Origin of the sequence: Lysinibacillus sp. NPDC056959 (assembly GCF_042674095.1) — a bacterium.
Taxonomy (GTDB): Bacteria; Bacillota; Bacilli; order Bacillales_A; family Planococcaceae; genus Lysinibacillus; species Lysinibacillus zambalensis.
In genome coordinates this window covers 15,732-37,994 of record NZ_JBHURE010000007.1, presented here as the reverse complement: position 1 = coordinate 37,994, position 22,263 = coordinate 15,732, and the positions used below count along the sequence as shown (strand labels likewise).

The 22,263-nt window shown below is 34.5% G+C and carries 20 protein-coding genes and 1 pseudogene; 9 read left to right on the top strand and 12 right to left on the bottom strand.

What is annotated here, in order from left to right:
- Nucleotides 1-4: 4 nt before the first annotated feature.
- A complete protein-coding gene (locus ACFTQ7_RS10590; protein ID WP_349659466.1) occupies nucleotides 5-844 on the top strand; it encodes a YitT family protein in 840 nt (279 codons plus the stop codon).
- 95 nt (nucleotides 845-939) lie between these two features.
- Here the strand turns inward: ACFTQ7_RS10590 and ACFTQ7_RS10585 are convergent, their stop codons facing one another.
- The 3 genes and pseudogenes from ACFTQ7_RS10585 to ACFTQ7_RS10575 form a co-directional block, all read right to left on the bottom strand.
- Entirely contained in the window at nucleotides 940-1,842 is a 903-nt protein-coding gene (locus tag ACFTQ7_RS10585) for a D-alanine--D-alanine ligase (RefSeq protein ID WP_386828583.1), read from the bottom strand.
- A gap of 4 nt (nucleotides 1,843-1,846) precedes the next feature.
- Nucleotides 1,847-3,295, bottom strand: a pseudogene (gene pdxR, locus ACFTQ7_RS10580) (MocR-like pyridoxine biosynthesis transcription factor PdxR).
- A gap of 313 nt (nucleotides 3,296-3,608) precedes the next feature.
- Nucleotides 3,609-4,310 carry a class I SAM-dependent methyltransferase gene (locus ACFTQ7_RS10575; protein WP_386828581.1) on the bottom strand — a complete coding sequence of 234 codons (702 nt, stop codon included), beginning with the start codon at nucleotides 4,308-4,310 and terminating at the stop codon, nucleotides 3,609-3,611.
- Between the two features lie 219 nt (nucleotides 4,311-4,529).
- On the opposite strand from ACFTQ7_RS10575, the gene ACFTQ7_RS10570 reads away from it, so the two are divergent.
- Nucleotides 4,530-5,306 (top strand): ABC transporter ATP-binding protein, encoded by a 777-nt coding sequence (locus ACFTQ7_RS10570; protein WP_386828579.1) that lies wholly within the window; start codon nucleotides 4,530-4,532, stop codon nucleotides 5,304-5,306.
- Between the two features lie 2 nt (nucleotides 5,307-5,308).
- Nucleotides 5,309-6,943 (top strand): hypothetical protein, encoded by a 1,635-nt coding sequence (locus ACFTQ7_RS10565; RefSeq protein WP_386828577.1) that lies wholly within the window; start codon nucleotides 5,309-5,311, stop codon nucleotides 6,941-6,943.
- A gap of 48 nt (nucleotides 6,944-6,991) precedes the next feature.
- Here the strand turns inward: ACFTQ7_RS10565 and ACFTQ7_RS10560 are convergent, their stop codons facing one another.
- The 4 genes from ACFTQ7_RS10560 to ACFTQ7_RS10545 form a co-directional block, all read right to left on the bottom strand.
- A complete protein-coding gene (locus tag ACFTQ7_RS10560) occupies nucleotides 6,992-7,609 on the bottom strand; it encodes an ABC-2 transporter permease (protein ID WP_386828575.1) in 618 nt (205 codons plus the stop codon).
- A gap of 4 nt (nucleotides 7,610-7,613) precedes the next feature.
- Nucleotides 7,614-8,471, bottom strand: a complete 858-nt coding sequence (locus tag ACFTQ7_RS10555) for an ABC transporter ATP-binding protein (protein WP_386828573.1) — start codon at nucleotides 8,469-8,471, stop codon at nucleotides 7,614-7,616.
- A gap of 292 nt (nucleotides 8,472-8,763) precedes the next feature.
- Nucleotides 8,764-9,069, bottom strand: coding sequence for a monooxygenase (locus ACFTQ7_RS10550; protein ID WP_386828571.1), 306 nt, complete (start codon nucleotides 9,067-9,069; stop codon nucleotides 8,764-8,766).
- A 58-nt stretch (nucleotides 9,070-9,127) separates the two neighbouring features.
- Nucleotides 9,128-10,066 (bottom strand): DsbA family protein, encoded by a 939-nt coding sequence (locus ACFTQ7_RS10545; RefSeq protein WP_386828569.1) that lies wholly within the window; start codon nucleotides 10,064-10,066, stop codon nucleotides 9,128-9,130.
- 173 nt (nucleotides 10,067-10,239) lie between these two features.
- Here ACFTQ7_RS10545 and ACFTQ7_RS10540 point away from each other — a divergent pair, with 173 nt between their 5' ends.
- Nucleotides 10,240-10,809, top strand: a complete 570-nt coding sequence (locus ACFTQ7_RS10540; RefSeq protein ID WP_386828567.1) for a TetR/AcrR family transcriptional regulator — start codon at nucleotides 10,240-10,242, stop codon at nucleotides 10,807-10,809.
- A 66-nt stretch (nucleotides 10,810-10,875) separates the two neighbouring features.
- Here ACFTQ7_RS10540 and ACFTQ7_RS10535 read toward each other — a convergent pair whose 3' ends face one another.
- The 3 genes from ACFTQ7_RS10535 to ACFTQ7_RS10525 form a co-directional block, all read right to left on the bottom strand.
- On the bottom strand, nucleotides 10,876-11,826 hold the full coding sequence (locus tag ACFTQ7_RS10535) for an alpha/beta hydrolase (protein WP_386828565.1): 951 nt from the start codon (nucleotides 11,824-11,826) through the stop codon (nucleotides 10,876-10,878).
- An 83-nt stretch (nucleotides 11,827-11,909) separates the two neighbouring features.
- Nucleotides 11,910-12,359 carry a GNAT family N-acetyltransferase gene (locus tag ACFTQ7_RS10530; protein WP_386828563.1) on the bottom strand — a complete coding sequence of 150 codons (450 nt, stop codon included), beginning with the start codon at nucleotides 12,357-12,359 and terminating at the stop codon, nucleotides 11,910-11,912.
- Between the two features lie 39 nt (nucleotides 12,360-12,398).
- On the bottom strand, nucleotides 12,399-12,974 hold the full coding sequence (locus ACFTQ7_RS10525) for a GNAT family N-acetyltransferase (protein ID WP_386828561.1): 576 nt from the start codon (nucleotides 12,972-12,974) through the stop codon (nucleotides 12,399-12,401).
- A 526-nt stretch (nucleotides 12,975-13,500) separates the two neighbouring features.
- Between ACFTQ7_RS10525 and ACFTQ7_RS10520 the strand changes: the two genes are divergently transcribed.
- Nucleotides 13,501-15,165, top strand: a complete 1,665-nt coding sequence (locus ACFTQ7_RS10520) for a methyl-accepting chemotaxis protein (protein WP_386828559.1) — start codon at nucleotides 13,501-13,503, stop codon at nucleotides 15,163-15,165.
- A gap of 49 nt (nucleotides 15,166-15,214) precedes the next feature.
- Here ACFTQ7_RS10520 and ACFTQ7_RS10515 read toward each other — a convergent pair whose 3' ends face one another.
- Nucleotides 15,215-16,987: an oleate hydratase gene (locus tag ACFTQ7_RS10515; RefSeq protein WP_386828557.1), complete on the bottom strand. Its 1,773-nt coding sequence runs from the start codon at nucleotides 16,985-16,987 to the stop codon at nucleotides 15,215-15,217.
- A 721-nt stretch (nucleotides 16,988-17,708) separates the two neighbouring features.
- Between ACFTQ7_RS10515 and ACFTQ7_RS10510 the strand changes: the two genes are divergently transcribed.
- The 4 genes from ACFTQ7_RS10510 to ACFTQ7_RS10495 all read left to right on the top strand — a co-directional run bounded on the left by ACFTQ7_RS10510 (nucleotide 17,709) and on the right by ACFTQ7_RS10495 (nucleotide 21,686).
- Nucleotides 17,709-18,764 (top strand): FecCD family ABC transporter permease, encoded by a 1,056-nt coding sequence (locus tag ACFTQ7_RS10510; RefSeq protein WP_386828555.1) that lies wholly within the window; start codon nucleotides 17,709-17,711, stop codon nucleotides 18,762-18,764.
- Nucleotides 18,761-19,777: a FecCD family ABC transporter permease gene (locus tag ACFTQ7_RS10505; protein WP_386828553.1), complete on the top strand. Its 1,017-nt coding sequence runs from the start codon at nucleotides 18,761-18,763 to the stop codon at nucleotides 19,775-19,777. Before ACFTQ7_RS10510 ends, ACFTQ7_RS10505 begins: the two co-directional genes overlap by 4 nt.
- 15 nt (nucleotides 19,778-19,792) lie before the next feature.
- Nucleotides 19,793-20,605: an ABC transporter ATP-binding protein gene (locus tag ACFTQ7_RS10500; RefSeq protein WP_386828551.1), complete on the top strand. Its 813-nt coding sequence runs from the start codon at nucleotides 19,793-19,795 to the stop codon at nucleotides 20,603-20,605.
- Nucleotides 20,606-20,744: 139 nt separating this feature from the next.
- On the top strand, nucleotides 20,745-21,686 hold the full coding sequence (locus ACFTQ7_RS10495; RefSeq protein WP_349659483.1) for an ABC transporter substrate-binding protein: 942 nt from the start codon (nucleotides 20,745-20,747) through the stop codon (nucleotides 21,684-21,686).
- Between the two features lie 115 nt (nucleotides 21,687-21,801).
- On the opposite strand, the gene ACFTQ7_RS10490 is transcribed toward ACFTQ7_RS10495, so the two are convergent.
- The gene (locus ACFTQ7_RS10490) at nucleotides 21,802-22,116 is read right to left on the bottom strand and encodes a tyrosine--tRNA ligase (protein ID WP_386828548.1); all 315 of its coding nucleotides are present in this window, start codon (nucleotides 22,114-22,116) and stop codon (nucleotides 21,802-21,804) included.
- Nucleotides 22,117-22,263: the final 147 nt, after the last annotated feature.

Below are 22,263 nucleotides of genomic sequence, written 5' to 3'. Positions count from 1 at the left end.
ATATATGAAGAAGTTCAGTATGGATTTTTTAATGATTACGGTCGGAGCGTTGCTTTTTGCACTAGCTGTAAACTTATTTGTTATACCTAATGATTTAGGTGAAGGTGGCGTAACAGGTGTAACAATCATTGCTTATTATTTGTTCGGATGGTCGCCTAGTATTGTGAGCCTTGTGTTAAACGCAGCTTTATTAGCAGTTGGTTATAAATTTTTAAGTAGACAAACGACTATTTATACGATTATTGCAGTATCCCTTCATTCACTCTTTTTACATTTAACAGAATCGTGGTCAATTTCTTCAAATGAAATTATCGTGAATACTATTTTTGGCGGAGTGTTCGCTGGAGTTGGCATAGGCTTAATTATAAGAGTTGGTGGAACAACAGCAGGTTCAACAATCTTAGCTAGAATGACCAATAAATATTTAGGCTGGAGTATTAGTTATGGTTTATTGTTTTTTGATTTAATCGTTGCTTTTTCATCTTATTTTATTATTGGGGCAGAGGCATTAATGCTTACTATTATTATGCTTTATGTCGGTACTAAGGTGATGGAGTTTGTTATTGAAGGTGTGAATCCAAAAAAAGCTGTTACGATCATTTCGAAAAAACCAGAAGAGATTGCCAGTCATGTAAATGGTTTTATGAATCGAGGCGTGACAGTCCTATCAGGTCATGGCTATTATACGAAGGAGCAAAAAGAAATTCTGTATATTGTCATTAGTAAACAAGAAGTTGTAAAACTGAAGAAAATCGTCAAAGAAATAGACAAGGATGCCTTTATTGCCATTCATGATGTACGAGATGTCTTTGGACATGGATTTATTGAATTATCAAAGGCTTAATAAGACAACTGAGAAAACACCTTTTGTTGAAAATGGGTTCAATCCCCTATCAACATTAAAGGTGTTTTTTAGCCATCCATACTTCACTGAACCCTTTATTCTCTAACCTGTAAGGAAGTTTCAATAATCGTATCTAAAAGTTGTGTATAAGACATTCCTGCCGAAGATGCGCTTTTTGGCAGTAAGCTGTTTTTTGTCATTCCTGGCAATGTGTTTACCTCCATGACATATGGAATTCCATCCTTGAGCATCATATCAATTCTGGCATAAACACTACATTTTAATGCGTCATAACTGGCCTTTGCAGCTTTAGCAACTCGGTCATGTATGGCTGGCGGAAGTTCTACAACCTCCTCTATCGTTGCAGCATCTTCGTATTTCGCCTTGTAATCAAAAAATGTTGCTGTATGGCGAATCGAAATAATCGGTAAAAGCTTATCATCTATAATAGAGCATGTTATTTCTTCACCCTTTATATATTTCTCAATAATGATCTCAGCATCCCAATTGAATACTTCCTCAACCGAAGTGAGTAAAGAATCTTTATCATAAACTATTTTTACCCCTACACTGGAGCCACCCGAATTAGGCTTTACTACTAACGGATATCCCATTTTGTCTAATTCATCCCACTTAAGCTCCTCAATATTCGAAAGATGAAGCCAATTTGGAGTTTCAATTCCTTCATAACGTAGGATTTTTTTCGATATATTTTTATCCATACAAATACCGCTAGATAGCATCCCACTTCCGGTATATGGAACACCCAACGTTTCTAGCACACCTTGAATCGTTCCATCTTCTCCAAATTTTCCGTGAAGCGCTAGCAGGGCTATATCGAGGTTTTTCACCTTTTCTATAAGCTCTTTTTTATCATGTAATTCAATTGGTACAACTTCATATTTACTCTTATCTAAATGAGCAATCATTTCTTCCCCTGTCATAATCGAGACCTGCTTTTCAGAGGAAACGCCCCCCATTATCACGCCAACCTTCATATTTTCAACTCCCCATTTCATTTTTCAAGGTATCTCCAATAATCTTAATACCACGCACAATATCCTCTTCTGTTAGCCGAGAAAATCCTAAGCGAAATGTGTTACTTCCTTCGCCATTGCTGTAAAAAACATCTCCAGGATAATAAACAACTCCCCTTTGATAGCACTTTTCCAATAATATACGAGCATTCATACATTTTTCTAGCTCAATAAAGAGATGCAATCCACCATCTCCTGTCATTCTCTTAAAGGGAATGTATTGATGGCATGCTTGACGGGCTAGTTCATATTTTTTCTTATATACGAACTTAGCCTTTTTTAAGTATTTTTCAAAATAGCCATCCTGTAAATATTGATAAAGTACAGCCTGATCCAGTGTCGATGTATGAATAGTACGGGCTCTTTTCATACTTTCCAGACAATTGATGAGCTCCTTATCTGCTAATATCCAACCAACACGTAAGCCAGGAAAAAGAATTTTAGAAAAGCTACTGATATAAATAACATTGTTGCCCTCACCGATAAAAGTCATTAACGGTGCTAAATGCGAACCTGAAAAACGTAATTCTTCATTAAAGCCATCCTCTACAATCGGAATTTGATATTGTGAAAAAAGCTTAATAATTCCAGCTCTTTTTTCAGAGGATGTAACAATGCCTGTCGGGTTATGATAAGACGGGATTAAGTAGGCAAAATCAAATTCCTTTTCCGACAAGCTTCTCTCAACTTGTTCAATATCGATACCATCATCCTTCATGTCGATTCCGTGGATGTCAAATCCATGTAAGCGAAAAAGCTTTAATGCCGCATGATGAGTAGGATTTTCGCAAATAACACGTCCATATTTTTTCGCTAAGGAAGATAATAAAATATCCAATCCCTCGGTGAAGCCATTCGTAATCAAAATATCCTTATTGGAAATATCTACGCCCTTCATTTCCATATAGTGAAGAAGGTACTCGATTAACGGTTTATAGCCCTTTGCGTATCCATAATTCAAAACGATATCTCCTTCAAGGGACATCCGAGTCAGAAAGGCTCTTTTAAAATTTTCGACATCAAAAAGCTTTTCTTCGGGGGCAACGCTATTAAAGGAAATCATGCCTTTTTCCCAGTGAATATCTTGCTTCATTTAATCTAATTCATCAGCTAATAAGGTAGCTTTATTAAGCCTTTCCTTCCATTTAAGCTCGATGGAAGGTGCTTTCAATGTTGCGACCTTCCCTACAAAGTTTCCTTTTCCTTTTATCGCATAGATAATGCCCTCTTGCTCTAAATCTGCATATGCATTCAAGACCGTATTTCTACTGACCAATAATAATTTACTTAGTTCACGGGTTGATGGAAGCTTCTGATGCTCCAACAAGTGTCCCTTCATAATCTTTTCTTTCAAATAATTTTTTAACTGAATATAAACCGGACGATCATCGATAAGCTTAAAATCATTAAACATTTCCTTGACCCCCTTGCTTTATTTTTACATAACTTTAACTAACCCTAAAAGGTCCACAGTGTATGTATTTTTCCTTCATAGTGGTATGGTTTCTAGCTCACAAAAAATGCAACCCTTCAGAATGAAGAATTGCATCTATTATAGGCTAATTAGAATTACGTTTATTTGAATAACGCTAATTTAATTTCTAATGCAGCATATTTATTTGCTGCTTGGGAATGTAATCTAAGTTAATCACAGAAAAATAATTATCCAGTCACTGTTTATATTCGAAAAGTTGAACCTTAATCTTCCCAATCAGCTTCGCTCCTCATTAATCCTCCTTTTTAAATAAACCTACTAGAAATCCTTCTAAACCGAAAAATTGTTCTTCATCAGACTTGGCGATCATGTTCCGTATTTCAATTTCTTCAAATGATTGAAACACTTCTTTTAGTTGTTTTTCTGTATAACCTAATCCACCTTCTAAGCTACGTTTAATATAAACTTCTTCATCTGTGATGGCAGAACCACCATATGCACCATGTTCCTCAAATGAGCATAAAGCGAAGTAACCATTAGGTTTTAATAATTTACGAATCAATTCAATATACGTCACACGACGATGAGGGGCGATATGGTGAAAACAACCTGAATCATAAATAAAATCAAAGCTTTCTTCTTGTAAATTCAGTTCAAAAATATTAGCACAAATGAAATCCACATTTACGTCTGCTTCATCAACCCTTTTTTGCGCCCATTGCAATGCATGATCCGATACATCAACACCAACAACTGAGCAACCTTGCTTTGCTAAGTAAATGGCATTTCGACCTGCACCACAACCTAACTCTAAAACTTTATTTGGACGGATCATCTTTTTTTCTAAATAGCTTACTAAGTTCTCATCAGGTTTATTAATAAAAAAGGGGATTTTTTCAAATGTTTGATCATAAAATTCATTCCAGAACCCTTGCGGTTCACGTAATAAATTATCTAATACTCCTAACAATTGTTCATTTGATTTGATTAGCATTTTACGCCTCCCGTTTGCACCTATCGTATTTTCAAAAAAACCGAATATTCTATCTCTTTATTATAAAACAAAGTTGGACGATGCTGAAAATGAATCATTCTCAATTCATTAAAGGTATATTTATACATTTCTAAATATAATATTATAATTATGGATATTTTCTCTAAATCAATTACACTAAACATAAGATACAGTGAAAAAACCGAAAGGAGTTGCAACATGGAAGAAATCTTAACGATTACAAATTTGACGAAAAGGTATGGTAGCAAGGAAATATTAAAAGGAATCGACTTGCACGTCTCGCGGGGTGAAATCATTGGCTATATCGGCCCGAACGGTGCTGGTAAAAGTACGACTGTCAAAATCATTTTAGGAATTGAAGGCGATTACGGTGGAGAAATTAAGCTGTTCGGAGAGAATATCGGCAAAGACAGCCTTGCTTATAAACGAAGAATTGGCTATGTACCGGAGATAGCAGACGTTTATGATAATTTAACGGGGTATGAGTATTTAACCTTCATCGGGCAGCTTTATGGTCTTGAATTAGAGGTTGCTGCAGATAAATCAAAATCCTTAATGGAATTGTTCGGTGTTGGAGAAGCGTATCATTCCAGAATATCTTCTTATTCAAAAGGGATGCGGCAAAAGCTATTAATTATCGCTAGCCTTATACATAATCCCGACTTGTTATTTTTAGATGAGCCAATCAATGGGTTAGATGCGAATAGTGTGATGATTTTCAAAGAAATTTTGACTCAACTGGCTGCTCAAGGTAAAACAATATTTTATTCCTCTCATATCATGGATGTTGTCGAAAAAATCAGTAGTCGTATCATCCTGTTGAATGATGGGAAAATTGCTGCCGACGGGACATTTGCCCAACTACAGGCAGACAATACTGAAGGAACTCTCGAAAGAATTTTCAACCAATTGACAGGCTTCCATGATCATCAGGAAATTGGCGAGAAATTCGTTTCTATTGTACAAGAGGTATGATCATGAAAGATTTCAAAATCCTACAATTGCTTGATAAAATTCAATTTATCTTTGTGAAAATGGGCGTCGATTACGACATCATGCGCAAGATCCTCCATATTAAACTAACAATGGATGAGCGCAAAGTACCGACACTATTTAACCAAGCATCAAATAAAAACAAAGAAGATCAAAAATACGGCTACATCAAATCTTTATGGATTTATGTTTTATTTGGGCTTATGTTAATTCCTTTTATGGGATTTGGTCAAAACTATCTTTCCCAGATGAGTATTGCTTATGCCATGATTATTTTTATCATCATGACAACATTGATTTCTGATTTTTCTTCCGTACTTTTGGATGTACGGGACAGAAGCATTCTCTCGACCAAGCCTATCTCTGCTAGAACGATCAATGCAGCCAAGTTTATGCATATTTTCATCTACTTGACGTATTTAACGATTGCTTTTACTGCCATCTCCCTAGTCGTTGGCCTATTCAGCCAAGGAATTGTATTCTTTATTTTAACGTTGCTCTTACTAGTTTTAATTAATATTTTTATTGTCGTATTAACTGCTGTTTTATATATTGCTATTTTAAGATTCTTTGATGGAGAAAAGCTGAAAGATATCATCAATTATGTACAAATCGGCTTATCCTTAATGCTGATGATTGGCTATCAAGTTCTTATTAGATCCTTTGAATTCGTCAATTTCGATATGGTCGTAACATTTCATTGGTGGAGTGTTTTTCTCATTCCTATGTGGTTTGCCGCTCCTTATGAGTTACTGCTAAACGGTGACATCTCTTTATTTACGGTGATATTTAGTATTTTAGCTGTCGTCATGCCAATCATCTCGATATGGCTTTACCTAAAGCTAATTCCAACCTTTGAACGTAATCTACAAAAACTATTAAACACAAGCAAATCGAAAAAAGAAAAGAACAATCGACTTAAGACGCTTTTGTTAACAATCATTTGTAGAACGAATGAAGAAAGAGCTTTTTACCGCTTCGCCTCCCTTATGATGAAGCAGGAGCGAGAGTTTAAACTAAAAGTATATCCATCTTTAGGGTTTTCCTTTGTCATTCCATTTATTTTTATGTTTTCTTTTTCAAGGTACGAAGCTATTGATTATTCCGTTAGCATGGGCTATTTAAATATTTATTTCAGCATGCTAATTATTCCGACAGCTGTGCTTTTGCTCGGGCATTCAGGAAAATATAAAGCAGCTTGGATCTATAAAGTCTTTCCAATGAAAGATTATACAAACTTAAAAAAAGGTAGCTTAAAAGCTTTTTTGATTAAGTTGTATATTCCATTGTATATTGTTCTGAGCATCATTTTCTGCTTCATTTATGGTACGAGAATTATCCCTGATTTACTGGCGGTTTTAGTAGCAAGCTGCATGTACACAGTCATTTGTTACCTCGGAATGGGAAGCAAGATTCCTTTCACAAAGCCTTATAATGAAGTTGGCGATGCCCAGAGCTGGAAAACGTTTATATTGCTTCTCCCTTTAGGTGTTCTAGCGGGACTGCATTACGTCATGGTAGCTCATATTTCTTATGGTGCAATCATCTACTTACTCGTGCTTGTCATCACAAATTTTATACTATGGAAACTTGCGTTTAAGCATACAAAAACGGCATGAGTCTAGGCTCATGCCGTTTTTCTTCTGAGAACTTTTTCAAAAAAATTTTTAAAATGCTTTTCTCTCATATATACGAATAGAAAGTAGCCACGACCCAATATACAATATAACAATTGTAAAGATAGCTATTAAATACATTTGCGTTTCTTGTAAAGTCATGAACTTTTGTATTAACGCTCTTAATTTATTATTAAAATCAGGAATAAAGGTATTAATTATTAACATATAGATACCAAATAAAGCACCTGAAGCAATCATAAAAAATTGCGATTTAAATTTATATGCAATTGGTAACAAAAATGAAATAGCGATCATAACAAGACCAAAAATAAGCAACATTTCCTTCCATATAAACAACACTTCTTTTCCATTCAAGAGGAAATTACCGACATAAACGATGAATATAAATATTGTTGCAAATATTAGTGAACCTATATATTTTGAACTGACAATTTCCTTTCTCGTATACGGTAGCGAATTAAGCAGAATGTTCGCGTTATCTTTTTCATCATAAGAAAAAGCACTCATTATAAATACTACACTATAAACAAACCCTATTAATATTAGGGATGAAATATCTGCCACTAAATAAAGTATGATAGTTGCAATGTAAAATAGAATCAATTTCTTTTGTATTAAAATATCCTTAAATATAAGGTTAAACATACAGTTACCATCCTTTCTTCGTATAATACATAATATCTTCAAGCGTTGGTTTTTCCACAATAACAGAGTCCCCAAATATGTTTGCCACACGATTTTTATCAGCTGTTAATGCTTCAAAGCCTGTATTCGTTTTTCTGATTGAAATAAACTCTTGTTCCGTTTCTTTATCCAATAAATCTAACTTCCCTTTAACAATGGCATATTCCTCTTCAATTTTATAAAACTCTTTCGTAAAAATATGTTCTCCTTTATGAATAAAGGTAATATAATCCGCAATACGATCTAAATCTGTTGTAATATGTGTCGAAAAGAAAATTGTTTTTTCCCCATCCTGCATTAACTCATGTAAAATGTTTAGTAACTCTCTACGAAATATCGGATCGAGCCCAGCAGTCGGCTCATCCATAATAATTAGTTCTGCATGATGAGCTAGAGCAATAGCTAACGAAGCTTTCATCTTCATTCCCTTCGAATAAGTCTTCATATTTTTATTTAATGGTAGTTCGAATTTTTCAACATAATATTGAAAAGTGTTATCATCCCAGTTTTTATAGGCCGGTTTAATAATCTTTTTCATATCCTTTAACGTAACATTTTCATAAAAGACATTTTCATCATAGACAAACCCAATACGTTCTTTTATTTCTTTTTCATGTCCCTTATATTTCATACCAAATAATGAAACAGTACCACTATCTTGTTGTAATAAGTTCATAATCAACTTGATCGTTGTTGATTTACCTGCACCATTTCCCCCAATAAATCCAGTTACATAGCCCTTTTTAACGTTAATAGAAAAATCTTTTACCTGAAATCCTTTAAAAGATTTATGAATATTCTGTAATTCAATGACATTTTCCATCATCCATCCTCCGTATACAATAATGTAAGGCATTTTATTGAGTATCCGTTTCTTTCGCGAAATGAACGAACTTATTCCAGCAAATATAATAAGTCCGTATTTCTTGAAATCCCCATAAAAATAATGTGTATATACTCTATATACAATATATACATATTGGATTTATTTTGCAAGTAATAAATTATTATTGAGCTCAAAAAAACATGAGACTGTTAAATCACAATCTCATGTTTTCAATTCTGAGTTATTTAGTTGATAAAGCTGCCACTGATGACCTTAATTAGCTAGGAAACTATTTAATCGGAGCATTATTAATTGTTGATAATACTTCATTCACTTCGAAGATTTTCCCACGAATATTGGTAATACCGAAACTTGTTAATCGTTCTGAATGCATAGCTAAATATTTTTCAGCATCTGTTTTGGTTTCAAATAAATAGATCCCGCCAGATTCTTTATCCGCGGCATTCTCAGTCCAAATTTTCCAAATCATACCCGGCTCTTCGTTAATACTTTTTGCTAAATCAACGAATGCCGTAGACATTTCTTCGCCGAATGGGCCGTCCATTGTAAAATCAACCTGTAATAAATATTTCATGATTAAAACTCCCTTATTGATTTTTTATAACAATTAGTTTTATACAAAAATGACTTTTTTATTTATTTACAAAATAAGTTTCACCAAGTATTTCTTTCGCATCATAATCAGTTGGTGAAAGCTCGTTCTCCACAAATTTGTGAATGCCCTTTTGCTCAATATCATACATAACTTCAATCTCTTTCGAAAAAAGAAGCTTTTCTTTCTCAAGTAAACTAAAAAGTGTTGGTTGTGATTTTGGCTGTAGTTCATCTAAATGAAGAACTTGTTTTAGTCCAGCAATATAGGATTCTAACGTTCGGCTACCGACAATTTTCACAACTTTATTTTCTTCGTTCAACATGATAATCGTTGGAAATCCTCTAACGCCTAGTTTTGAAGCTAGCTCAAAATCTTCATTTAATAATTGCTGTCCAATCGAAAGTTCAGCTTCTTTTACAACTTTTTCTCCATTAAGTCCAAGATTATTCACGATTTCAATTAATACCGATTTCTCTGCAATATTTTGATTAAATACGAATACAGCTTCTCTTGCACGGCGCAAAAACACATTTGCTAAATCCCAACCTTGCTTTTGAATCACTTTAAAGACTCTAGAAGGAGGATAAGATGATTGAATGGGATTTTCAAACCAAAGCGTACCATCAATCGGCATACGACTATGATCGCCAACCTCTCGCCAGTGTCCAGCCACATCTGATGGACTTGATATACCATTAGATACATCAGCAAAGCCATTCCATTTTTCTAGCAAACCACCCATTAAAGTATGGAAATTGACATAATGACCATACTGCTCTACAAAACGACGAAGAACTGGCTCTAAAGCCCAACAATGCGAGCAGATTGGATCTGTCACATAATATAAATCAATCGATTTCCTTTTTTGATTGAAATCAACCACCTGCATTTCATCATCTCCCAAAACACCACATACACCAGTTTCTAAATCGCAAATTAAATTATTATTATTCGTCATCATATTCACCACTTTCATTTTAATATCTTTCTAAATAGGAATACTTTGATGTATCGTTTTCTAAATAAGCATATTTGCTTATAATCGTATTTTAGTAAATACTGAAGATCATCTGTACCAATAGTTCTTTAGATTTGTCGTATATACAACACATCAAAGAAATTGTTTAAAAAGTAGGGAGGATACAAAAAATGACTCAATCAAAGACTGACCCTCGTTTTCTTCGTACTCGCAAATTAATTATGGATTCTTTTATTGAACTTTCAGGTCAAAAAGAATTTAAGGATATTACTGTGAAAGATATTACGACAGAGGCTATGATTAATCGCGCAACATTCTATTATCACTTTCAGGATATATATGATCTATTGGAAAAAGTATTATCAGAAGTATTATTAGTTGATTTAAATAATAGTATTTTCGAAAAAAGTAATCTTAATGAAGAATCAATTATTCGTATTTTTACAGCCATAACAAACTTTCAGAAATCTTTATCTAATCGTTGCCATAGAGGATACGAAGATACTATTTCCCGTATTATTAGGGAGCATCTTGAAATCGTATTTTACAAGATGTTATTAAAACAACATAATATGAAAGAGGATGCGGCACTAAAAACTACCGCTGTCATACTAAGCTGGGGAATTTACGGTGCTTCTGTGGAATGGAGAAAAAATAGTATGGATACATCCCCGGAGGATTTTATTAAATTGTCAATTTCTTATTTATTATCTGGGATTACATTAGATTTTAAAAACTAGGAGTTTCCATATCACATAAAAGCAGAGCATGTTTTGAAAGGATTGTTCAAAACATGCTCTGAAGATTTAACGATTTAAACTCTCTATATATTTTTCTGATTCGTCCGCTATTCGCTTAAATTCAATATCATGAATATAGTGTGAGCAATCTAATTTTATTAATGTGCCGTCTTTATGCTTATTGATGAACTCCTTTTGAAATTCATTCCACTCATCTTCATTCCAACCTGTCCCTTGACCGTTTGATGAGAATAAAAGCATAGGAACATTTGGGATCCCAGCCGCTCCTACCTTTTCAGCATTTCCTTTAATACGCTGAACTTCATTTACCATATTTTTAGTTGCCGTTCTGCGGTAAAAAATCACTTTATACAATTCTTTTTCCTCATCCGTTAAAGTCCCATATTTTATAGCATCACTTTCAGACAGACCGGAAATCCATCTAGTAAAACCAATATTTGCAGCAAAGGCACTTAAATGAACTAGAGGCATATTTATATCATATTCTTTATATGCAGCAGGAACGGCCATATCCAATCCTATAATTGCCTTTACTTCATTCGGGTAGTCCTGTGCCCAATACAATGCTTCAATACCGGACATAGAATGAGGAAATAAAATATACGGTCCTTTAACGCCTGATTTTAATAGAGCTTCTCTTGTTTCTTGTAATATAATATTCATATCACGGTCAGTATCTGAAATGTCACTAAATCCATAGCCTGCCTTTTCAACGACAACAATTTTATATTTATCGCTTAACAATGAATATAGTGATTTAAAATCTAAAACAGGTGAGCTAGTGCCTCCTCCAGACATAAATACAAGCGTATCTTCTCCATCTCCTTCTATGTACACATGCATCTTATGACCATTCACTTCTACCATTTTCCCTGTTGGCGTAAATAATTGATCTTCCTTTGATAATTGTTTTTGATGAATAATATAACTTGTCGCAATGATCACCAAAAGTATCACTGTAATGATTGAAAAAAGTATAAAGATTCGTTTAAACACTGTCTTTCAGCCACCCCTCACAAAATTTTTACTATTCATCAAAAACAAATTAATAATTTCCGCCAACAACATTTGTATAGCTTTTAGAGTTCCAACAAGTAATCGATAAACCGTTCCTTTTTGCCATTCATTTCGAACTCATCACCACTTATACACACTTGTTTAAAACCGTTTTTTTCAAGAACCTTTTGAGATGCAATATTATTTGTTAAGGCTTTTGCCCCTATCCCCTTCCCGCCATATTCTTCACCTACTCTATAACCAACCTCTGCTATTTTGTTCGCTGTATCAATATCTACTAAATTAATTCTTCCAACAATATTGCCTGAGTTATCCCTTATTAAGTAGAATTTCGATTTCTCTTCTTCTTGTTCAGCTAAAAGTTCTCTATGCTTTATTTTAAACGCTTCAAACCTATAATAATCTTCTCCACGACTAGGTACCATTTGTTCAAAAAATAGTCTATTATCCGTTTCAAACTGAAATAATTTTTCTGCATCACGTTCTTTTAAGCTATTAATTGATATTTCCAAGATAACTACCCCCTTAGTTCTTAAAAACTACCATATAACTTATATATTCTTCTTCGAAAACTCTGTATTCAACAAACTATAAATCAACATATCTTTGCATTCTCCTGTAACGCTATGGCATTCAAACTGTCTTAAGCAGCCTTCTTCTTTAAAGTTGAATTTCGACAATAAATTCTTTGATGCTATATTTTCTTCCGTGACAATTGCCTGTATTCTGACTAAACCTAACTGATTAAATCCTATTGATAATACTTCTTTAACAGCTTCAGACATAATACCACGATGCCAATATTCTTCAGATAATTCATAGCCCATTTCAGCTCGTTTGCCTGCAAATTCACTCAAAAAAATGGTGCCAATAACTTCATCCGTTTCTTTGTTAGCAATAGCAAAACGAATAATCCAACCTTTATCATAGCCTTCGTTCCAAAAATGGATTACTTCATAACTTCTTTCTAAAGTCTCTGGTCCGTTCCAATCAAGATAACGATATACATTTTGATTGGAATAATAATTGAATAACGCAGGAGCATCCTCCAACTTCAACTTTCTTAATTTTATGCGTTCAGTTTGTACTGTTGGAAAAGAGGTTCCTAATAATTCGGTAAAGTTCATTTTTTTCTCCCCTTTGTTTGAATGAATATCAAAATAAACTAAAGATGAAAGTTCTAAAGAAGCTAATTAAATTATACCCTACCTACATTTCCTAAAAAAACCATATATGTATTTCCTAAAAGAAAATAAGCCAATGTGGTCAAAAACCACACTGGCTAATTCTTTTCTAGTCTATTCTTCTTCTTTTCTCTTTTAGTACAATTCTTTAAATACTCTTTGAAGACAAATAATATTTTTCACCTAAAGTAACCGTGTCCGATTCCGCGACAGCCGCCGGAGGCTTTGGGCCAACATGATGTATATTTTATTATTCTAACTGTTCACTCTCTAAAATAGGTATTTTCGATCTGTTCAAAGCTTCATAAAATTGTCGAAAATCCAAAGGACTTTTATACCTCACTTTGTTAAAAACTAAGTAGCAAGTCTCGAAATCTATTATTGACATTCCTGTTTTATTACATAATACTATACTTAAAATTTGAGTTTTTTTAGGTATAAAGTTCCGAAAACTCAGAGGGGGAACTATATGAAAAACAAAAGCATTAAGCGACGATTATTGTTTTTTACATTAGGTTTGTTGTTATTGTCATCTGTCATTAATTCCGTATTAGGTGTATGGATTGTTGGCAAAAACAGTAAAGAAGTTTTAATTGAGAAAGCTAATGAACAGGTCTATGAAATCGCCAAGCAAGCTGAAACTATATTAAATTCCGAGAATGACCCCATCCAATCTTTACAGGATTTTGTGGAGTTAAAAGCACAACAAGAGAATGTGACTTATGCTATCGTCATTGATTCCAATGTAAAAGCAGTGGCGCATAGTGATAAAGAGAAATTAGGAAAAACTTATGAGGATGCATACACAATCGATGGTGCTAAGCACGGAAAAAAGCAATTTACGAGATGGTATGCTGAAGTTCAAGATATTTGGACATATGACATCATGGAGCCTATCTATAAAGATGGCGAGCTTTATGGAGTAATTGATATCGGGGTGCCTGAAAGCGGTATTCAATCTATTACAAACTCTGTACTAAGCTATCAGATTATTACAGGCATAGCGAGTTTTATCATAATAGGTGCTTTAATGTGGTGGATTATCGGTCGCATTGTTACCTCCATTAAGAACCTTGAAAATATCATTCATCAAACTACTAGCCTAGACTTTACCGAAAATCAAAAATTAGAGAAGCTATTAAATCATCAAGATGAAATTGGTCTTATGGCAAAAGGCATCTCTGGCATGCGCTCTGCATTAAAGGATGTTACCGTCAATATACATAAAACTAGCTCCGAGCTATCAGATTCTTCAAAGATTCTTATTCAAATAGCTGAAGATACGGTACGTACGACTGATGAAATTAGTTCAGCCATTAATGAAATGGCAAAAGCTACAGAGGAGCAGGCTCATGATACAGAAAAAAGTGCAGAACAATTAAATCAACTATCCGGAAATATTGATCGTGTTATTGAGCACACAGAGAAGATTGCTTCCATGACAGAGGATATTGATCATTTAAGTAATGAAGGTGTAGAAACTGTTAACCAACTCTCTATTTGGTCAGAGAAGAATCGTGAATCTTCACAACAGGTAAGTAACATCGTTCAAGAAGTAGATAAAACTTCATCTGATATATCAAGTATCGTTAATACAATCACAGATATTGCAACTCAAACTAATTTATTAGCTCTAAACGCATCCATAGAGTCAGCTCGCGTTGGTGAAGCAGGTAAAGGTTTCGCAGTTGTTGCTGATGAAATTCGAAAGTTATCGGAACAGACATCTAATGCTACTGAAGATATTAAGAATAAAATCTCTGCAATTCAGGATATTTCTAAAAGTGCTGTGCAGGAAATTAATACGAGCCTTAGCATTGTCGAACAAAATGCAAAAGCTACAAAGGATACTAGTGAGATCTTTAATACAATAAAGACGGCTCTAGATCAAACGAATGAAGTGGCACAAGAGGTGAAACATTTATCTCATGAGATGGATGAACGCAAGGAGCAAATCATTAGTGCCGTACAAAGCATATCTGCTTCTGCCGTAGAAACCTCTGCTGGAACAGAACAAGTTTCCGCTTCCGCAAATGAACAGCTTAAAAGCATCGAGACCGTTTCAGAAAAAGCTAAAGATCTAAATGCTATTGCTGATGCTTTAAGAGATGAAATGAAAAAATTCACTATTTAATGTAAAAAAAGCTGATTCATAATTGAATCAGCTTTTTTAGCATATATTTTTATATCAATTTACTGTCTTTAAGTAAATCATAGATGATCGTGTCTTTTACTTTATGAATACCAAATTTACCTATTTGTTTTAACATAAACGGCGCATCTACATCTGTTAACTTTTTACCATCTAGTAAGCGAGCAGTTGAAGCTAACAAAGTACGAATATCATAAGTAGATCCAAATACTTCTGGAACGCCTCGATCAATATCTAACAATTGATAAACAGCTTCCATCGCTGTTCTTACTGAATATTCAGTTGTGAATACAGTGTCTCTTTCTGTTTCACTAAAGTTACCAATGAAGGCTAAGTTAGTAGATCCTTTAGGGACAACTAAAGGACGATCTCCCATTGCTCTAGGCATGAAGTAAGATGTTATATAAGGCATGTAACACGGAATTGTATTACAAGAATTTTGCGCTAAATCCGGTATTTCGTCTACAGGTACACCCATATGATACAACCACTCTTGCGCTATCTCACTTCCAGAACATTCAGTGATACTCTTTTTAATAAAATCACCTGGTTTATTAGATAGTAAACCATAAATCCATACTACTAATTGATCTTTTGGTTGATTTTTAAAATGAGGTTGTCGGTTTAATGTATAGCTTAGCATCCAATTAGAATCTGTAGCAGTTACGATACCACCAGTTACTACCTTGCCTGCATATGGATCTCTTTTACTTATCTTTTCAATATATGGAGCAACTTTAGCATCCAATGTAGTTAGTGTTGCTGAAACAAACCAACTTTCTTCTGGAAGATCATCACAGAATTTTTCCGGTCTACCAAACTCAGAATCTTGAGAAGCGATGTTTTTCCAAAGTGACCAGCTTCCGCCTAAATCAGTGCTTATAGGAGCTGGCGTATTATTGTCACCATAAGTTGTACTCTCCGTAATACTGCCATTTGTAACAAACACTAATTCATTTTCTGTTAACTCAATATTCTTTTTCACACCATTTTGTTTTAACACTAAAGTATGAGCTACTTTTTTGTCTCCCACTTTATCAACTAAAACATTCTCTACAACAGTATTAAATTGGAAATCAACATTATGGCTTTCTAAATACTTAATCATAGGCAGTACTAACGATTCGTACTGGTTATATTTTGTAAATTTTAAAGCAGATAAATCAGGTAGACCCCCAACATGGTGAATGAAACGCATAATATAACGACGCATTTCCATTGCTGAATGCCATTTTTCAAAAGCAAACATCGTTGACCAATATAGCCAGAAGTTTGATTCAAAGAACTCTTCAGAGAAAACATCTGTAATTTTTACATCCTCTAACTTCTCTTCAGGAGTAAAGAATAATTTAATCATTTCTTCAGAAGATTTATCAGATAATGTAAACTTGCCATCATCCTCAAGTCTTTGCCCTCTATTTTCAATCAATCTACATTTAGAATAGTTAGGATCCTCTTTGTTTAACCAATAAAATTCATCTAAAACAGAAGCGTTTTCTACTTCTAAAGATGGGATTGAACGGAATAAATCCCATAAGCACTCAAAATGATCTTCCATTTCCCGACCACCACGGATAATAAAACCTCTTGTCGGATTTAGAATACCATCAAGGCTACCTCCTGAGATATCTAGCTCTTCGAGAATATGAATATTCTCTCCCTTCATTTGACCATCACGAATTAAAAAACATGCGGCTGACAGTGAAGCTAGCCCCGAACCAACAAGATACGCTGACTTCTCATCAACACCCTCAGGTTTTTTAGGACGTGCGAAAGCCTCATAATTACCTTTACTGTAATACATAATACCGCCTCCATAAACTATTATCGTGATATAGCATACCATCAATCCACATGATATTGGTAAAATGAGAGAGAAATTAACAAAAAATTCAATTTTGATGTTAAACATTACATATACATATACCCTATTATTTGACATAACAATTCATTGCATTTTTATAAATTGTTTATCAATGTCTTTTAAATAAAGGATTTTATGCAACACCTAAAATTAGATTGTCATTGTAGCGGTTCAACTTTAAGGAACTTAGATTTATTGAATGATCTCCTTCTATACTACTAACCATAAGACTGTCCTAAGTAGTTAAAGTACACAACCTTTCAATTGCCGCCTCTTATAATTACTATAGTAAGAAAACAAAAAAATAGTAATTCAACTTTTTAATTCAATCCGTTTTATTCAAATTTGTAAAATCTACCTTTTATAAAACTATTTAAACTTCTATGCGAATTTATTATTCTTAGAATAATTTTATAGCCTCCACTCTTTTTGATAAACCACTTAATGTAAGCGCTGTAAACGAATTTTTAAACGTATAAAAATAAACAAAATTAATATATTTTAAAAAATAATGTTTGACACCTAAAAGGACGGTATGTAGAATAGAACGAGTGATTATGAGAATCATTATCAATTAAGATGAAAACTATATTTTTTTATTACTGATTGAGAATAAATCTCATTCAAAAGAATATATGTTGTTAGTTAGGATGGTTAACGAATGGAAGCAAGCGTAAGGAGCATAGACCAACAAGAAAAGAATATGAAAAAGATTAAGAGCAGACCGCTTATTGCTTCTATTATTTTAATAGCAGGTACAATTTTATTAGCTTTAAGTATGAGCACGTCCATTTCATTTGGAGCAGCAGATATTAGCTTAAAGACTGTCTGGCAAGCTGTTTTTCAGTTTGATGATTCAAATACACATCATAATGTCATTTGGGAGCTTCGCATTCCAAGAGCAATTGGAGGAGTGGTCGCTGGTGCGTTTCTAGCGGTATCTGGAGCAATTATGCAAGGTATGACACGTAACCCTCTTGCCTCACCTTCTTTAATGGGGATTACAGATGGTGCGGTATTTGGAATTGCCATTACATATGCTTTTTTCCCTAATTCCCCATACATAATGTTTGTTATTGCTTCATTTATTGGTGCTGCATTTGGCGCAAGTATTGTATATGGTGTGGGTTCGTTCTCACCAGGAGGGCTAACACCTGTTAAATTAGCGTTAGCTGGTGCAGCTATTAGTGCACTGCTTGGAGCCATTTCGTCTAGTATCGCACTTTATTTCAATCTTGCTCAAGAAGTAAGCATGTGGAATGCAGGAGGCGTTTCAGGTGTGAAATGGGTAAGTATTGAAATGCTCCTACCAATTGGACTACTTTGTCTTGTTATTGCAATTTTATTGTCAAGATACATTACTATTTTAAGTTTCGGTGAAGAAATTGCAATTGGACTTGGGCAAAATACAACTTTCATTAAATTTATTGGTACTGTACTTGTGCTTGTTTTAACGGGATCAGCTGTATCTATGGCAGGCTCTGTCGGATTTGTTGGACTTGTTATCCCACATCTGACGCGTTTTCTTGTCGGATCCGATTATAGATGGGTCATTCCATGTTCAGCAGTACTAGGTGGATTATTAATAGAATGTGCAGATATGTTATCGAGGGTGATCAACCCTCCATTTGAAACGCCAATTGGTGCAATTACTGCTTTAATTGGTGTTCCATTCTTCCTTTATTTAGCTCGTAATGAAGGGAGAGGGAAAATATGAGGCAACGTATCTTAACAACAAAGAATATTTCAGTTTTAGCTATTTTAGCTTGCCTAATTGTATCGGTATTTTTAATTAGCTTAAATACAGGAACATTTAAAATACCACCAATAGATGTATTGAAATCGTTAATTGGGTTAGGGGCCGAAGATCAATCTGTCATTTTATTCGAGTTTCGTATGCCTCGAATGGTTATCGCGATTTTAGTTGGTTCAGCGCTAGCGATATCAGGGGCTATCATGCAAGGTTTATCTCGAAATCCACTTGCTGACCCAGGAATCATCGGTATAAATGCGGGTGCCGGATTAACAGTTGTAGTTTTCGTCTATTTTTTCTTCGGGAAAGTTGGAACCGGTACGCTACTATCTGTATTCATTCTTCCGTTATTTGCGTTAGTTGGTGCATTATTAGCAGCGGTTATTATTTATACTCTAGCTTGGAAGAACGGTGTTTCGTCCACTCGTTTAATTCTTGTCGGTATTGCAGTGGCAGCAGGATTCGGTGCTGTTAGTTTAATCTTCTCGATGAAAATGACTTCAAATGATTTTCGTTTTGCAACTATTTGGTTGGCAGGGAGTTTATGGGGAACGGATTGGAAATTTGTATTAAGTGCACTTCCTTGGATGCTCATATTTATACCATTTGCATTTTGCAAGGCACATGTATTGAATGTCATGAATTTAGGAGATGCAGCAGCGGTTGGCCTTGGTCTAAATGTAGAGAAAGAAAGACGTAAGTTATTATTTATCGCTGTTTGCTTGGCCGGTGCATCGGTAGCTGTTGCTGGTGGAATTGGATTTATCGGATTAATGGCACCCCATTTGGCAAGACGCCTTGTTGGGGGGAAACATCAAATTATGTTACCGACAGCAGCATTAATCGGCACGCTTCTATTACTATTTGCAGATTTAATTTCAAGAAGTGTACTAACAACCTCAGAGATACCAGTCGGTTTTGTTATTTCTATTATTGGTGCACCCTATTTTATTTATTTACTTATGAGGACAAAATAAAAGGAGTCTTTTTTAATGGTAACTTTAGCAGTTGATTCGATATCCGTTGGCTATAATGAAGGATTAATTATAGATGGACTATCAGTGGAGATCCCCGAAGGAAAGATTACAACGATTATTGGACCAAATGGATGTGGGAAATCTACATTGTTAAAAGCAGCTTCTCGCATTTTAAAGGCAAAACGCGGGTCTGTTTATCTTGATGGAAAAGCAATTGAGAAACAGTCAACGAAAGAAATTGCAAAGAAAATGGCAATTTTACCGCAGACTGCAGAAGTGCCGACAGGTCTTACTGTGTTTGAGCTTGTTTCATATGGTCGTTTTCCACACCAAAATGGATTTGGAACGCTGAAGGAAGAAGATTATCGCTATATTCACTGGGCACTTGAAGTGACAGGGATGACAGAATTTGCAAACCGTTCAGCAGAAGCTTTATCAGGTGGCCAACGCCAACGAGTTTGGATTGCGATGGCGCTTGCCCAAGGAACGGACTTACTTGTTTTAGATGAGCCGACAACTTACTTAGATATGGCTCACCAGTTAGAAATATTAAAGTTATTGAAAAAATTAAATCAGGAAGAAGGCCGTACAATCGTTATGGTCATTCATGATTTAAACCATGCTTCTCGTTTTTCTGATCATATGGTTGCTTTAAAAGCTGGTAAACTGATGCATCAAGGAACTCCAGATGAAGTAATGACAAGTGAAACACTTCGAAATGTGTTTGAAATTGAAGCACTAATCGTTTCATGTCCTGTAAACAGTAAGCCAATTTGTTTAACTTACGATTTAACGTTAGTTAATAATCTAGAACAAGAAAAAGCATAATAGGAAATCCCTCTTTCTCTCTTAAATAGATAGAGAGGAAGCATTCTAATGGGTGCTGAGCTCCTCACTTAGCCTGAGAGGCTGAACACCCATTAGAATGAAATGGGTCGTAGACAAATTATCCGGGAGGAACAAAAATATGAAGAAATTTAAACTATCGTTACTAGCAATGGTATTAGTTGTTACATCTATACTATTTGCAGCTTGTTCTTCAGATAAGAAAGAAGAAGAAAAGACCGACGCAAAAGCAGAAGAGCGTACGGTAGAACACGCTAAAGGGGAAATTAAAATCCCTGCTAATCCAAAGAAAATTGCTGACCTTAGTGGTTCAACAGAAGAATTATTAATCTTTGGCATGAAACCAATCATTACTGCAAATACGTCTCAAGAAGAGATTGATCCACATATTGCAGATCAATTAAAAGATGTAAAACCAGTCGGCTCAGCATGGGGTGACAAAATTAATATCGAAGCAGTGGCTGCTGCAAAACCAGATTTAATTCTTATCAATGATCGTCAAGAAAAAATCTATGATCAACTATCTAAAATTGCACCGACTGTTATGTTAAAAACTCCATTAGATCAATGGCGTCCGAAGTTCGAGGAGTTAGGCAAAATCTTCGATAAAGAAAAAGAGACAGAAGAATGGTTCAAACAGTATGACGAAAAAGCAAGCAAGTTACACGACAAAATCGTTGCTAAAACTGGTGATGCAAAATTCATGAAAATGGCTGCATATCCAAATGCATTCCGTGTATACGGTGACTATGGTTACGGTAGCGTACTCTTTAAAGATTTAAAATTACCAGCAGTTCCAGGTACACCAATGGATGAAGCATTAGTACAAGTACAAAAAGAAGCTTTAATTGACTACAATCCAGATTACCTATTCGTATTTACAACAGGTGACGGTTCTGAACGTTTGAAAGAATTCCAAGAAGAAACAATTTGGAAAAACATGAACGCTGTTAAGAACAACCACGTATTTATTATTAAAAATGATGCAGTCAATAAAGGATACTTCCCTCTTGGTAAAGAAATGATTTTAGATGAAATTGCTGAATTTGTTTTAGGGAAATAATAAAAATGAGAATCACCTTCGTAATATAGAAGGTGATTTTTTTAATAACAACTTTGCTTAAGGATAAAGAAATAGTCGTTTAGTTATCGATTGTCGAATAGTTCAACTTAGTCCCTTATTTTATAAATCGTATTAATCTTTTCTTCCCAATTTGCAAAATCTCATCATTCATTAATATTATATCAGTATCATCTTCTTCTAGTTTTTCCCCATTTAAAGAAACACCCTTTTGTTTCATTAATCGCATAAATTCACTTTTACTTTTAATATATCCTTCAGCAATCAATGCTGGAATAATATCTAGTACCGATTCTTTCCCTATCTCAATTAACAGTGTGGGGATGTTAGTAGGCATAACCTCTCCTTCATTAACGATCCTCCCTTCACCATTTTCAATCATCTCTAATTGTTCTTCCAGTTTTAAAAACATACAATACAACTCCTTCAATATTGAATTAATATTGCAAGTTCTATAAGAGTAAAAATCAATTTCGCCTTGGCGTAATTGTAGCTGACGCTTTGCTTTCGCTACAGATAAATTCTTATATTGGATCCCTCTATATAGGCGTTAGGACAC

Bases quoted from the DNA above. Each gene is read 5' to 3' on its own strand.
- ACFTQ7_RS10525 (WP_386828561.1), bottom strand. From the start codon at position 12,974: ATGAACTTTACCGAATTATTAGGAACCTCTTTTCCAACAGTACAAACT.
- ACFTQ7_RS10495 (WP_349659483.1), top strand. From the start codon at position 20,745: ATGAAGAAATTTAAACTATCGTTACTAGCAATGGTATTAGTTGTTACA.
- ACFTQ7_RS10565 (WP_386828577.1), top strand. From the start codon at position 5,309: ATGAAAGATTTCAAAATCCTACAATTGCTTGATAAAATTCAATTTATC.
- ACFTQ7_RS10555 (WP_386828573.1), bottom strand. From the start codon at position 8,471: ATGGAAAATGTCATTGAATTACAGAATATTCATAAATCTTTTAAAGGA.
- ACFTQ7_RS10545 (WP_386828569.1), bottom strand. From the start codon at position 10,066: ATGAAAGTGGTGAATATGATGACGAATAATAATAATTTAATTTGCGAT.
- ACFTQ7_RS10505 (WP_386828553.1), top strand. From the start codon at position 18,761: ATGAGGCAACGTATCTTAACAACAAAGAATATTTCAGTTTTAGCTATT.
- ACFTQ7_RS10550 (WP_386828571.1), bottom strand. From the start codon at position 9,069: ATGAAATATTTATTACAGGTTGATTTTACAATGGACGGCCCATTCGGC.
- ACFTQ7_RS10570 (WP_386828579.1), top strand. From the start codon at position 4,530: ATGGAAGAAATCTTAACGATTACAAATTTGACGAAAAGGTATGGTAGC.
- ACFTQ7_RS10540 (WP_386828567.1), top strand. From the start codon at position 10,240: ATGACTCAATCAAAGACTGACCCTCGTTTTCTTCGTACTCGCAAATTA.
- ACFTQ7_RS10590 (WP_349659466.1), top strand. From the start codon at position 5: ATGAAGAAGTTCAGTATGGATTTTTTAATGATTACGGTCGGAGCGTTG.
- ACFTQ7_RS10520 (WP_386828559.1), top strand. From the start codon at position 13,501: ATGAAAAACAAAAGCATTAAGCGACGATTATTGTTTTTTACATTAGGT.
- ACFTQ7_RS10500 (WP_386828551.1), top strand. From the start codon at position 19,793: ATGGTAACTTTAGCAGTTGATTCGATATCCGTTGGCTATAATGAAGGA.
- ACFTQ7_RS10575 (WP_386828581.1), bottom strand. From the start codon at position 4,310: ATGCTAATCAAATCAAATGAACAATTGTTAGGAGTATTAGATAATTTA.
- ACFTQ7_RS10510 (WP_386828555.1), top strand. From the start codon at position 17,709: ATGGAAGCAAGCGTAAGGAGCATAGACCAACAAGAAAAGAATATGAAA.
- ACFTQ7_RS10515 (WP_386828557.1), bottom strand. From the start codon at position 16,987: ATGTATTACAGTAAAGGTAATTATGAGGCTTTCGCACGTCCTAAAAAA.
- ACFTQ7_RS10490 (WP_386828548.1), bottom strand. From the start codon at position 22,116: ATGTTTTTAAAACTGGAAGAACAATTAGAGATGATTGAAAATGGTGAA.
- ACFTQ7_RS10560 (WP_386828575.1), bottom strand. From the start codon at position 7,609: ATGTTTAACCTTATATTTAAGGATATTTTAATACAAAAGAAATTGATT.
- ACFTQ7_RS10585 (WP_386828583.1), bottom strand. From the start codon at position 1,842: ATGAAGGTTGGCGTGATAATGGGGGGCGTTTCCTCTGAAAAGCAGGTC.